Genomic DNA, 12684 nt, shown 5'->3' with positions numbered 1-12684 from the left:
GGGCAGCGGGGTTGTTGTCCCCATCGGCCTGAGCCGACGCCGACGCAGAAGCCGCAGCATTGACGTTCGCGCCCGAATCTGGCTCGTCGACCGTGACCTTGACGGTCACCACGTCGGTCGAACCGTCCGGGTAGGTCACCACGACCGGCACCTCGATGACATCCCCGGGGTTCGCACCCTCCGGGATCTCGACGGAGATCTCACCGGTGTCCGGGTCGATCGTCACACCGTCAGGGGCGTCCTCACCAGGCTCGAACGTCGTGCCCTTCGGCGGCTGGCCAGTCTCCACCTCGTCGGTGGTGGGATCATCGAAGGTCGGCGGGTCGATCTTCACTGTGTCACCCGGCAGACCCGTCCCGTCTTCATACTTCGGATCGGTTTCATCGGTGATCGGTGTCGCAGGGGTGAAGACCACCTCGGTGAAGTCCTTCGACCCGTCCGGGTACGTGACGACGACCGGGACCGTGACGTCACCGCTCTCGGGCAACTCCGGAATGGTGACCACACCGGTCTTCTCATCGATCGTCGCGCCCGTCGGCGCATCGGGACTGACGTCGTACTTCGTCCCATCGGGAGCGGTGGCGGCCTCTCCGGTCTCCTCGTCGGTGAACTTCGGCGGGTCCGACTGCACTCCGTCGGTCTCAGGGTCGCGATCCTCGTTGACGATGTCGTACTTCGGATCGATGTCCTGGGCGGTCTCGGCGGAGACGATGAACGAATCAGCCGCTACGTCATTGCCTCCGGAGACGAGAACAGCGTGGAAGAACTCACCGTCCTTGGCCGAATCTGGCACGGTGAAGGTGCATGCGTCGACCTGAGCCTCGATCGACTGCGACTTATCCAATTCGCATGACTTGAGCACCTTGCCCGAACTGTCGCGCCATTCGATGACCGAAGGCAGATCCGACAGAGTCCCCGAAAGGTCGAGTTCCGCGGTGTCACCCGGGCGAGCGGGCTTGTCCGTCTCATTGAAGTTCGTGATGTCGAGGTCGACCGGCAGGTACGGCATCAGCGCGAAGTGGACGTTGTAGAGGCTGTTGACGTTCTTGCCGTAGTCGGGCCGGTTGACCGGCAGCAGAGCATCGACCGATTGGTTCTCGCCCGGCACGGCCTGCGGGCGCCAGCCGCCTCCCTGGTTGAAGGCACCGAACACCGGCTGGTTGAACCCGGTATAGCCCTGGAGGACGGCGTCACCCTTCTGCACCCACACGAACACGTTCTGCGGGTCGAGGAAATCTTTGCGCGTCTGGTTCCTGTCCGTGTATTCGCCGAAGCGCAGCGAGTAGTCGCCCTTGTCGTTCGTCTCACCTTTGACGGTCTTGAGAATGTACTCGGGGTGCTCCTCGAGCATCTTCTTCGTCTGTGCCGGCCACTCCGCGGCAGGGAAGTTCTTCTTCATCTCCGCATTGGCCTTCGCGCCATCGGACGTGAGGGTCGAGGCGTAGACGGTGTAGCCGGCAACACCCTTGTCCTTGCTGTTCTGCGAAGGTCCGGTGGCGATATTTCCGAAGTCGCCGTCGCCGGTCTCCAACCACACACGGCCGGAGATGACGTTCTTCTCCTTCTGCTGAACCGCCGCTCCCGCGAGCGGTCCCTTCGGATCGTCGGTGACGCCGTCGGAAGCGACGAGGTAGGAATTCTTCGCCGAGGGAGCAACCTCGTAGACCTGAACAGAGGTCAGCTGCATGGCACCGCCGGCCACCGCGAAGGCACCCAGGGAGGATTCGGTCGGCCTGACGAAGCGGCCCGGGGTGAAACCATTGACCTGTCGCAGATAGTGCAGGGTGTTCCCGGTCGCCTCATCCTTCTGCGGCTCGACCCAGAGGCGGTACTCCTGGTTCGGACGCACATGGTATTCGTGCTTGACCCCGTTTCCGTCGGTCCACTGGAGGCCGCCCTTGCCCATTCCGAAGGCGTAGGTGCCCTTGCCGCCGTTGCCGCCGGTGACGCCCTTGACGGTATGGGTCTTTGCGCTGAAGATCGGCGAGATCGAGCCATCGGAATCGCGGAACTGCGCATAGACGGTGACACCGTCGAGCTTCTCCTGCCCGTTGTCGTACGTCGATGACGGGTTCGAATCCACGGTCGCTTTGTACACATGACCGGAAATGAGTCCGGCTCCGACACCATGGGCGTCAGTGAGGTTGGTTCCGGTCGTGACCCGTCCGGAGGCGATCGCATCGGCATCGATGATCTGAGCAGCCTGAGCTGCGACCTTCGATGAGGACGAGGGCGCCGAATAGGCAGGGGATGAGATGGCGACTCCGGTGCCGAGGCTTGCGGCGACCGAGAGTGTGAGACCGGCAGCGACCACGCAGGCATTGCGTTTGACGTCAGAGGCGTTCAGCCATGTTCCGCTTCGGGACATAGTTGACCTTTCAGGATTTGACTAACAGTTAACTGCAACGAATGCAGACAAACGAGGGGAATGCGACATTGTCCGTTTGTCTGCATTTGAAGAATACTACGAAAATCTCGACTCTGAACTCAAAGCAGACAATTTCACTACTGCACGGAATTACAATTCAGAAATGTTCATTCCGAAATATTTCCAACCCGAAATAGCGCGTTGTTTAATACTCAAATCCCGAAAGATCACCGAGGCTCCGAGTCCGCCGTCGCGAGGAGCAATCACCGCCGCCAGAGGCCACTCGCATCTACCGGCACCGCCAGCAGTCGCGCGGACTGAGGAAAAATGAAAACAATAAGCAGAGTCCTCAAAACACCTTTGCTTTCATCAGGAATGCCGAGTTGCGCGTGCCGAATTCTTCGCACCATCCGCACCCGGCCGCTTTGTCCACCCAGATGCGAACAGCCCTTTCGCAGCTTCAAGAATCCGAGAATCGCGGGCGGCATCAACAGAACCCGCAAGTGCCATTCGACGCAAAGCGCCATTATTCCAGCTCGCCGGAGAACGAATTCAGACAATTCTGTATTATCAAGACTGCACGGACCTGATGAGCAAGGTGCCGACACGGACACCCGCGGGATCTCCCCGGTCGATCCCGGTGCCGCGGAAGCACCTTCGCTCCCCTACGGCAGTGCATGATCGCCGCGGTCCCCCACCACCGCCTCGGCGCTGGGCCCCCTGCAACACACCCGCCTCGGCGACGCATCAGCAATGAGAACAGTGACGCAGCACACCCCTCGACGCCTAAGATGGCGTCAAGACCCGAGTCAGCCCTCCCCGGCTGGCCGCAGGAAGGACGACCATGACCCACGACAGAGTCGCGGAGTATCAGAAGCGCGCAGCCGACGCCGGGCTGAGTTCGCTTGACGAATCGCGAGCACTCAGCGCCGTGTACCGCGTATCGCGGCTGGCCGAAATCTTCGAGCACCACCAGCGGACATCACTCGGCTACTCCTCGTACACCCTCGAAGAGACTGAGGTGCTCATCGTTCTCCTCTTCGGCGAAGGCCTCAACTTCACCCCGAAGCAGCTGGCCGAAGCCGTCTTCGTCTCTCCGGCCAATATGACAGCGAAGCTCAGCCGGCTTGAAAGCGCCGGACGCGTCGAGCGCACGCTCAACCCGGATGACCGCCGCAGCATCGTCGTCAAGCTCACCGAGCAAGGGCATAGAGATGCCGTGAAATCCTTCCGGCATTTCACTGCCCACGCCACCGAGACACTGAACCCACTCACGGACGATGAGATCGACCAGTTCTCCCGACTGCTGACGAAGCTCCTCATCGCCAACGGCGACGGCACAGGCGGAACCCCCGGAGACAGCTCCGAAGGCTGAGCAGCACCTGTACGGGCAGAGCTCCACAATCCGGGCCGGAGACACCGGACACGCAGGGAAAGTTGTTATCCAATCGAGACAACACCTGGTGTATTCAGTTGAAATTTTAACCTATGATTGAAATAGCAACTACCTCCTCTCTGAATCTCCGGAAGTGATAATGACACAGCAGCCTCCAGTGCCGGTTTACAACTCGAACCAGTGGACTCCCGCACAGCCCTCATTCGGGCAGAACCAGCCCCTCGTCGGGCAGAAGTCGTTTCTCGCTGCGTGGCTGCTGTCGTGGCTGCTCGGCGGACTCGGTGTCGACCGTTTCTACCTGGGCAAGATCGGCACCGGCATCCTCAAGCTCATCACCTTCGGCGGTTTCGGAATCTGGGCCCTCGTCGACCTGATCGTCACCCTGGCCGGAGGCCAGAAGGACAAGCAGGGTCTGCGCCTCCAGGGCTACGACCAGCACAAGAAGATCGCGTGGATCATCACCGGCATCTTCTTCGTCCTCGGCCTCGTCTTCGGCGGGATCGCTGCGGGCACGGCCTCGAGCGTCTCGGACGACAACGCACCGATCGCCTCCGAGGAAGAAGCACCTGCCGAGGAAGCTCCTGCAGATGAAGCGGTCGAGGAACCTGTTGACGTAGCGCCCGCGGTCGAAGATGAGCCTGCGGAGGAACCGGCCGAAGAGCCGGCCGCTGAGGAACCTGTCGAGGAAGAGCCGGTCGCCGAGGAACCCGCGGCACCCGCGGAGGAAGAGGACGACTCGAGCGTTCCGACCGAATACCAGTCCGCACTGACCAAGGCCGGAACGTATTCGGACATGATGCACATGAGCAAGCAGGGCATCTACGATCAGCTCACGAGCGAATACGGTGAGGACTTCTCTGCCGAAGCCGCTCAGTACGCCATCGACAACGTTCAGACCGACTGGAACCAAAATGCTCTGGAGAAGGCGCGAACCTACCAGGACGATATGGCGATGTCGCCGAATGCCATCCATGATCAGCTCACGAGCGAGTATGGTGAGCAGTTCACTCAGGCTGAGGCCGACTACGCGATCGAGAACCTCAACAACTGACGACTGTCAGCTAACGCCTCGAAGGCGGGCGAAGGAAGAGATTCCTTCGCCTGCCTTCTTGCATTCACGCCCACCGATACTCATACTCGGGCCGGCCCGGAGTTCCGTGGCGGGGCTGCTTGACCGCCTGCTTCGTCGACACGAGATGCTCGAGGTAGCGGCGGACGGTCACGCGGGACAGGTCGAGACTCTGCCCCACCTCGGTGGCGGAGACCGGGACTGCGGAATCGCGGACGAAGGCGGACACGGCTTCCAAGGTCTCGGTGATGAGGCCCTTCGGCAGGCGCGTCGACGAGACTGACCGCAGCGCCGACAGGGCGTTGTCCACCGACGCCTGAGTCGCCAGGTTCCCGGAGCCGGTGAGTCCGCGCCGGAACTCCCGCTGGTTCTCCAACTTCTCCTTGAATGCCGCGAAGGTGAACGGTTTGATGAGGTACTGGGTGATGCCCGAGGAGATCGCCGAGCGGATCACCTGCAGGTGCCGCACCGCGGTGATCGCAATGATGTCGACTTCCTGGCCGCGCGAATTCAGGCGCCCGGCCACCTCGAGACCGTGCGAATCCGTGAGGTTCATATCGAGCAGGACGATATCGACGGGGCGGCCTGCCGTCGCGAGTTCGTCGAAGCGGTCGATCGCCTCGTGCCCGCCCAGACACGTTCCTGCCACCTCGAATCCGGGAACGCGGTCCACGAAGTCCGCGTGCGCCTGCGCCGTCATCGGATCGTCCTCGACGATGAGCACCCGCAGCGCGGCATCATCGCTCACGTGGGTCTCCTTCCGCCCGTTCACGGCCGGCATCGAGGCCGTCGTCCCTGCTGTGGTCCTCCGCAGAATCGTAGTCGCCCGCCGCGTCCGTGTCCCCCAGCGGAAGCGTGACCGTGAAGATCGCGCCGCCATCGGAGTCGACATCGATATCCCCGCCGAGGCGGCTCACCGCCTGCCGGACCAAGACGAGCCCGAATCCGTGCCGCCCCGGTCCCCCGTCCTCGGGCTTCGCTGACGTACCGAGGTGGAAGAGTGCGTCGATGTCTTCGACCGCGACCCCTGCACCGGAGTCGGCGATGGTGATGATGAGCTCCCCGTCGGCGGCCACGAAGTCCGCCCATACGTGTTTCTCCTCCGAGTCCGCGGCAGCGTCGAAGGCATTGTCGAGGAGGTTGCCGGCGACGGTGACGAGGTCGCGGGCATCGAGGCGTTCGGGCGGAAGTTCGCCGGTGGCGGTGACGGTGAGTTCGATGCCGCGCTCGTGGGCCTGAGCGGCCTTGCCGATCATGAGTGCCGTGATGAAGGGCTCATCGAGGGCTCCGACGAAGGAATCGGTGAGGCGTTGGGATTCCTGTTCGTCCTTGACCGCGAAGTCGAGCGCCTCCTGGGTGCGACCGAGTTCGATGAGGGTCGAGACGGTGTGCAGCCGATTGGCATGTTCGTGGGTCTGGGCGCGCAGAGCCTCCGACAGGGTCGTCATCGTCGCCAGCTCCCCCGTGAGCTCCTGAATATCGGTGCGATCGCGCAGGGTCGCGACCGTTCCCCCGATCCCACGACCAGCAGCCCCGAGACCGCGCGGTTGGCTTGCGTGCTTCTGACTGATGACGAGGACCCGGTCCTCGGTGAAGTGGATCTCGTCGACGGCAACCCGGCCGGTCGACAAGAGGTCACGCACGGATTCTGGCAGGGCCACCTCGGCGAGGGCGATCGGGGCGGACTCATCGGGCTCGGGCAGGCCCAGCAGGACGGCCGCCTCATCGTTGTAGAGGACGAGCCTCCCGGAATCATCGGCGAGGACGAGTCCCTCGCGCAGCGAATGCAGCGCGGAATCGTAGAACGCGAAGAGGCGCCTGAGCTCCTCGGGGCCGTAGCCGAGGGTGACTCGGCGCAGGTAGCGGGCGAGCAGCCAGGAGCCGAGCCCGCCGAGGGCGATCGCGGCGAGCCCGACGATGATGATCTGCGGCAGGGACGCCGCCTGCGCTACGGACAGAGTCTCGAGCGTCACGCCCACGGCGACCATCGCGGTGACCTCGCCGTCGGAATCGGTGATCGGCACGATCGATCGCACGGACGGGCCGAGGGTGCCCACGTATTCCTCGGTCTGGGTCTGCCCGGCGCGTGCCTGCGCGGTGCTGCCGAGGTACTTCCTGCCCAGCTGAGCGGGGTCCGGGTGGGTGTAGCGGGTGCCGTCGCGATCCATGATGGTCACGAAGTCGACCTCGGCGGTGTCGATCACGGTCAGTGCGTAGGGCTGCAGCTGCGCCGACGGGTCGTCATCGGTCACGGCTGTGGTGACGAAGGGGTCGTGGGCGAGCGTCTCGGCGATGGACAGCACTCGCTCCCCGGTGGCCTCGCGGATGTTGCCCAGCGTCGTGACGTAGCTCGTCACCGACAATGCGGTGCAGACGAGGACGATGAGGACGAGTTGGACGAGGAAGAGGCGCCTCGCCAGAGGTCCGCTCCGGCGAGGCCCGATCCGATCCCGGCCCCGCCGTGGTGGGGCCGAGAGGGACTTCACTTCTTCTTATCGCTCTTCTTGCTCTTCTCGCTGCCGCCGGAGATGAGGAGGGCCAGGCCGATCGCGGCCAGCCAGGTGTCCTTGGCCAGCGGGATGCCGTCGTCGGAGGGGCGGACGCCGTCGTCCTTGGTCATCGAGTCGATGGAGAAGTAGTTCGCGACGAGGCCTGAGGCGAACGTCGTCAGTGCCGCACCGGCGATGCGCGTGGGCACGAAGGGCAGGAGCAGGGCGGAGCCGACGGCGATCTCACCGTAGGACAGGAACTTCCCGAACTGGGCCGGGGTGAGGTTCTCGACCATGGGGACGCCGTTGGCGGCCATCTGCTGGAGTCCGGCGGCGGATTCCTCGTCGAGACCGAGTTTGCCGATGCCCGAATTGAGAATGAATGCGCCGGGGACTGCGCGCAGAAGTGCGGTGCTGAGTTTCATATCCTGCTCCTTCGTTGGCGTGGTTGTCGCTGGTCTCAAGACTAACCGCGAGAGCCTCAGGTGCGCCACAGCTCACGCCTCGCCACCGGGATCGGGAGCAGCTGGAGGGAGTGCCTACTTGTCTCTGCTCGTGCGGATTCGCTCAATGAGATCGTCGAGGGTGTCGTCGAATTCGCGCTGCGCCTGATCCTCCATGAGGAGGTCCTGGAGTCGCTGAACCGTCGGGTACTGCGCCAGGTCGGTCTTCGATGACTCGTCAGCGCCCTCGCCCTCCTCTCCGAGCGCGTCCGGGGACAGGGACGCGGCCTGGAGGAGAAGAGCTCCGACGAGGAAGCTCGTGAATGCCTTGTACGCCGCTACGGCTTCCCCGTCGGAGAACCCGAAGCGCTGCAGCGACGACAGGAACTCCTCGACCCAGCGCACACTGCGCAGCGGCGGCCGAAGCCACGGTGCCGCGGGCGGTTGAGTGGCGATGAGCGGGAAGATCCGCGGATGGCCGAGGGCGAGCTTCCGCGTGGCATTGGCTACCCGCTGCAGATACTCTTCCCAGGAGTGGGCGGCCTCTGTCATGAGTTCGTCGTCGAAGAGACCGTCGATGAGTTCTTCGACCATGGCCTCAAGAAGATCTGCACGGCCGGAGATGTGTCGATACAGCGCCATTGCCTCTACTTCCAGTGCTGTGCCGAGACGGCGCATCGTGAGATCGCTGAGACCGAAGGCATCGACGAAGGCGATGGCTGATTCCACGATCTGAGTCCGATCGAGTCGCTGTTGAACCACGTGCACCTTCTTTCCCTCGTCAGAGAAGTCGCAGCCTGGGAGGCATCCAGCGACATTCTACTCGTTTCGTCTGACGAGTTGAGAGGAGTTTCCGAAGGACGATTACAGTGTAAACATCTCATGGATGACTAAGATATCACTCTCAATCGAGCACCCCGTACAGGGCCGACCTGCAAATTCTCCTGCGCCACCGGAGCCCGGCAGATAGTCCCCAGCGGCGGACTTGCCGAATCAATTGCGCAGCGAAAACCCGGTCTGCTAAGTTGATTACACCGTAAACATGAATAGCGCTCGACAGAGCAGAACGTCCAGACCGATCCAGACGAAAGGACGAATCATGAATTCTCACGACAAGGCCGACAAGACCTCGGACAAGGCAGAAGAGCTCAAGGGCAAGGCGAAGGCGGCTGCCGGCAAGGCCACCGACGACAAGAGCCTCGAAGCCGAAGGCAAGACCGACGCGGCCAAAGGCAAGATCAAGCAGGTCGGCGACGATGCCAAAGACTCGCTGAAGGGCGTCAGAGACTCGCTCAAGGACTCACCGGAGAACTGAGGGACGCGGCTGGAGGGCGGAGGCACCGCCCGCCTCCGCCTTTCGGCCATGCTTTCAGATCCCCTGCGACCGAGCTCGGCCTGCCGTTGAGACCGGGCCCGTCGACAAGAGAAGAAGAGACATGATGGGAACTGACCGCCGTGCTTTCGTCGTGGTGGCCAATCGCCTCCCCGTCGACCGCAACGATGGGGCCTGGGAGACCTCGCCCGGCGGGCTGGTCTCAGCAGTGGCTCCCGTGGTGCGTGAGCACGCCGGAGCCTGGGTCGGCTGGGCGGGCACGCACGACGACAGTCTGGAGCCCTTCGACTTCGACGGGATGAGCCTTGTCCCCGTCCCCCTCAGCCACGACGAACATCAGCAGCACTATGAGGGATTCTGCAACGCCACTCTGTGGCCGCTGCACCACGACCTCATCGTCGCGCCGCAGTACCACCGCTCATGGTGGCGGGCCTATCGGGCAGTCAACGCCCGATTCGCACAGGCCGCGGTCGAGGCAGCCGAGACCGGGGCGACGATCTGGGTACACGACTACCACCTCCAGCTCGTACCGGCGATGATCCGCGCCCAACGACCGGACGTCCGGATCGGATTCTTCTGCCACATCCCCTTCCCTCCCGTCGAGCAGATGGCCCAGCTGCCCTGGCGTGACGAGATTCTGCGCGGCCTGCTCGGAGCCGATGTCATCGGTCTCCAGCGAGAGGCCGATGCCGCGAAGGTCCGCCAGGCCATGCAGACGCTGCTGGGCATGGATCCCGAGGAATTTCGCGGCCGCGTCGGCTCGTACCCGATCTCGATCGACGTCGAGGAGATCCGAACCGCGGCCGAATCCCCGGCCGTACAGGAGATGGCCCGATGCTTCCGCCGTGATCTGGGCGATCCCGCCACCCTCATGATCGGTGTCGATCGCCTCGACTATTCGAAGGGGATCCTGCACCGGCTGTGGTCCTTCGAGGAGCTGATCGACGACGGACTGCTCGATGCGCGGGGCACCTGTCTCGCACAGATCGCAGTCCCCTCGCGTGAAGGCGTACGCGCCTACCGAGATCTGCGCGACGAGGTCGAACATACGGTCGGGCGCATCAACGGAAGGTTCTCCACTCTCGGCCGCGATGTCATCCACTATTCCCACCACTCGTATTCGACAGAGGAAGCCGTCGCCCTGTACCTGGCCGCCGACATCCTGCTCGTCACCTCCCTGCGGGACGGGATGAACCTCGTGGCCAAGGAATTCGCCACCGCCCGCCGAGGCAGGGGCGGTGCACTCGTCCTCTCCGAATTCGCCGGAGCCGCCGAAGAACTCGACCAAGCCATCATCGTCAATCCCCACGACCGGGCCGGCCTGAAGGCGGCCATCCATCACGCGACCACGCTCAGCGACGACGAGGCCCGGACGCGTATGGATGCGATGGCCGACACCGTCGCCGCCTTCGACGTCCGCCACTGGGCGCAAGCTTTCCTCCACGACCTGCGGAACCCAGCATCTGCGGCGGCTCTGTCGCCCAACGACTGGTGACGCCGACCACTCTGACCGCCCTACCCCAAGGAGACCACTGTGTACACGATGCTCAACAACCAGGAATCCTCGAAGTACGATCTCTACCTGCCCGGCAAGCTCGTCGCCGCGCTCCACTACAAACTCGAGCCCGACGCCAATGAGGTCATGTTCATCTACTGTGAGGCGATCGAGCCCACACAGGCCGACCGCCACCGGTGGGAGCTCATGCGGCGGGCCGTCGAAGACGCGAAGGGCCGACGCCTCAAGCTCACCATCACCTGCCCCATCGGCCTCAAGGCCCTCGAGCGGCCGGAACCGCCTGTCGATGTCGGTCCCCAGCAGGCAGAGGACCCACGGGCCTGACCCTCCCCCGGTCGACCCTCCCCGGCCTGATCCTCCCGCTCCGCCCCTCCCCGGCCGAACCCCCGCCTCGGCGGGTGCCTCGTTCCTCCTGTGAACACTATGAACGCAACCGAGACACCCGTCACACCGAATGGCACAGTTGTCGGGTACATCACCACCGCGGCCAGTCGTCGCGCGCGTTCGCACCCACCGACGGGTGAGGTCGCGGAAACCATTTGGAGGAATCATGGCAACGTCGCCACAACAGCAAGGCGGACCCGTGAATACGGGCAACGCCACCGCACCGGCAACCGATCAGGGCGCCCCGCAGCGGAAGAAGGATCGAACTCACTGGCTCTACATCATGGTCATCGTGGCGGTCTTCGCCGGTGCCGCCATCGGGCTCATCGCCCCGGACGCCGGCATCGCTCTCGAACCCCTGGGCAAGGCCTTCGTCGCGCTCATCAAGATGATCATCGCCCCGGTCATCTTCTGCACCATCGTCCTCGGCGTCGGCTCCGTGGCGAAGGCGGCCACCGTCGGCAAGGTCGGCGGACTGGCGCTCGTCTACTTCCTCGTCATGGCGACCTTCGCCCTGGTCATCGGCCTCGTCGTCGGCAACTTCATCCACCCGGGCGAAGGCCTCCACCTCCAGCCGTACGAAGAGGCTTCCGGCGGTGAGGAAGGCGGAATGGTCGCCTTCCTCATGAGCCTCATCCCCGGCGACATCCCCGTCCTGCCGACCCTCGTGCTCGCGCTCCTCGTCGGCTTCGCTCTGCAGTCGATGGGCAAGGCCGGCGAACCGGTGCTGACCGGAATCAAGCACATCCAGGCCGTGGTCTTCAAGCTCATGATGATGATCATGTGGGCCGCTCCCGTCGGCGCCTTCGGCGCGATCGCCGCGGTCGTCGGCAAGACCGGCTGGGCTGCGATCGGTGCGATGGCGACCCTCATGGGCGCCTTCTACCTGACCTGCGCGCTGTTCATCGTCATCGTCCTCGGCGGTCTGCTCAAGATCGTCACCGGGCTGAACATCTTCCTGCTGCTGAAGTACCTGGCCCGGGAGTTCCTGCTCATCTTCTCCACCTCGTCGTCCGAGTCGGCCCTGCCGCGCCTGATCGCGAAGATGGAGCACGCCGGAGTCTCGAAGCCGGTCGTCGGCATCACCGTGCCCACCGGCTACTCGTTCAACCTCGACGGCACCGCCATCTACCTGACCATGGCCTCGCTGTTCGTGTCCTCGGCCATGGGCATGCCGATGTCGATCCCCGAGCAGATCTCGCTGCTCGTGTTCATGATCATCGCCTCGAAGGGCGCCGCCGGCGTCACCGGTGCCGGCCTGGCTACCCTGGCCGCCGGCCTGCAGTCGCACCGCCCGGAGCTGCTCGACGGCNCTGGCTACCCTGGCCGCCGGCCTGCAGTCGCACCGCCCGGAGCTGCTCGACGGCATGGGCGTCATCGTCGGCATCGACAAGTTCATGTCCGAGTGCCGTGCCCTGACGAACTTCACCGGCAACGCCGTGGCCACCCTGCTCATCGGCAAGTGGACGAACGAGATCGACCTCGACCAGGCCCGCGCCACCCTGTCCGGCCAGAACCCGTTCGACGAGCTCTCACTCGAGCCGGACGCCCACGGTGCGCCGACGAACGCCCCCGAGGCCGACGAGGCCCTGCCCGAGCCGCAGACCACCGTCGCAGCCGTTGGTCAGTCGAAGGCCGGCGCCATGAGCTGACCGTCGGTCGCTTTCGCACCACAACCACCACGGG

Annotated in this window: 10 protein-coding genes and 1 pseudogene; 6 read left to right on the top strand and 5 right to left on the bottom strand. The window is 64.0% G+C overall.

What is annotated here, in order from left to right; translation table 11 throughout:
• A partial coding sequence (locus FHG09_RS19280; protein ID WP_193627455.1) for a YPDG domain-containing protein occupies positions 1-2368 on the bottom strand: 2368 nt, incomplete at its 3' end.
• Between the two features lie 844 nt (positions 2369-3212).
• Between FHG09_RS19280 and FHG09_RS19275 the strand changes: the two genes are divergently transcribed.
• Positions 3213-3743, top strand: a complete 531-nt coding sequence (locus FHG09_RS19275) for a MarR family winged helix-turn-helix transcriptional regulator (RefSeq protein ID WP_152349264.1) — start codon at positions 3213-3215, stop codon at positions 3741-3743.
• A gap of 178 nt (positions 3744-3921) precedes the next feature.
• Positions 3922-4815 carry an Ltp family lipoprotein gene (locus FHG09_RS19270; protein WP_227492892.1) on the top strand — a complete coding sequence of 298 codons (894 nt, stop codon included), beginning with the start codon at positions 3922-3924 and terminating at the stop codon, positions 4813-4815.
• 64 nt (positions 4816-4879) lie between these two features.
• On the opposite strand, the gene FHG09_RS19265 is transcribed toward FHG09_RS19270, so the two are convergent.
• From FHG09_RS19265 to FHG09_RS19250, 4 genes are all read right to left on the bottom strand, one after another.
• Entirely contained in the window at positions 4880-5614 is a 735-nt protein-coding gene (locus tag FHG09_RS19265) for a response regulator (protein WP_152349263.1), read from the bottom strand.
• Positions 5571-7319, bottom strand: coding sequence for a sensor histidine kinase (locus FHG09_RS19260; protein ID WP_227492890.1), 1749 nt, complete (start codon positions 7317-7319; stop codon positions 5571-5573). Before FHG09_RS19260 ends, FHG09_RS19265 begins: the two co-directional genes overlap by 44 nt.
• A complete protein-coding gene (locus FHG09_RS19255; protein WP_152349262.1) occupies positions 7316-7747 on the bottom strand; it encodes a hypothetical protein in 432 nt (143 codons plus the stop codon). Before FHG09_RS19255 ends, FHG09_RS19260 begins: the two co-directional genes overlap by 4 nt.
• Positions 7748-7861: 114 nt before the next feature.
• On the bottom strand, positions 7862-8527 hold the full coding sequence (locus FHG09_RS19250; protein WP_152349261.1) for a TetR/AcrR family transcriptional regulator: 666 nt from the start codon (positions 8525-8527) through the stop codon (positions 7862-7864).
• A 337-nt stretch (positions 8528-8864) separates the two neighbouring features.
• Between FHG09_RS19250 and FHG09_RS19245 the strand changes: the two genes are divergently transcribed.
• From FHG09_RS19245 to FHG09_RS19230, 4 genes and pseudogenes are all read left to right on the top strand, one after another.
• Complete coding sequence (locus FHG09_RS19245; protein WP_152349260.1) at positions 8865-9080, top strand: CsbD family protein; 216 nt, start codon at positions 8865-8867, stop codon at positions 9078-9080.
• Between the two features lie 121 nt (positions 9081-9201).
• The gene (locus FHG09_RS19240) at positions 9202-10593 is read left to right on the top strand and encodes an alpha,alpha-trehalose-phosphate synthase (UDP-forming) (RefSeq protein WP_227492889.1); all 1392 of its coding nucleotides are present in this window, start codon (positions 9202-9204) and stop codon (positions 10591-10593) included.
• A 39-nt stretch (positions 10594-10632) separates the two neighbouring features.
• A complete protein-coding gene (locus FHG09_RS19235) occupies positions 10633-10938 on the top strand; it encodes a hypothetical protein (protein ID WP_152349259.1) in 306 nt (101 codons plus the stop codon).
• 343 nt (positions 10939-11281) lie between these two features.
• Positions 11282-12650: pseudogene (locus tag FHG09_RS19230) on the top strand (cation:dicarboxylate symporter family transporter).
• Positions 12651-12684: the final 34 nt, after the last annotated feature.

This window comes from Brevibacterium sp. CFH 10365 (assembly GCF_009299785.1).
Lineage (GTDB): Bacteria > Actinomycetota > Actinomycetes > Actinomycetales > Brevibacteriaceae > Brevibacterium > Brevibacterium limosum.
This window is presented reverse-complemented; position numbering and strand designations above follow the sequence as displayed.

Excerpts from the sequence above, each read along its gene's own strand:
- FHG09_RS19255 (WP_152349262.1), bottom strand. The coding sequence starts at position 7,747 with ATGAAACTCAGCACCGCACTTCTGCGCGCAGTCCCCGGCGCATTCATT.
- FHG09_RS19265 (WP_152349263.1), bottom strand. The coding sequence starts at position 5,614 with ATGCCGGCCGTGAACGGGCGGAAGGAGACCCACGTGAGCGATGATGCC.
- FHG09_RS19275 (WP_152349264.1), top strand. The coding sequence starts at position 3,213 with ATGACCCACGACAGAGTCGCGGAGTATCAGAAGCGCGCAGCCGACGCC.
- FHG09_RS19240 (WP_227492889.1), top strand. The coding sequence starts at position 9,202 with ATGATGGGAACTGACCGCCGTGCTTTCGTCGTGGTGGCCAATCGCCTC.
- FHG09_RS19245 (WP_152349260.1), top strand. The coding sequence starts at position 8,865 with ATGAATTCTCACGACAAGGCCGACAAGACCTCGGACAAGGCAGAAGAG.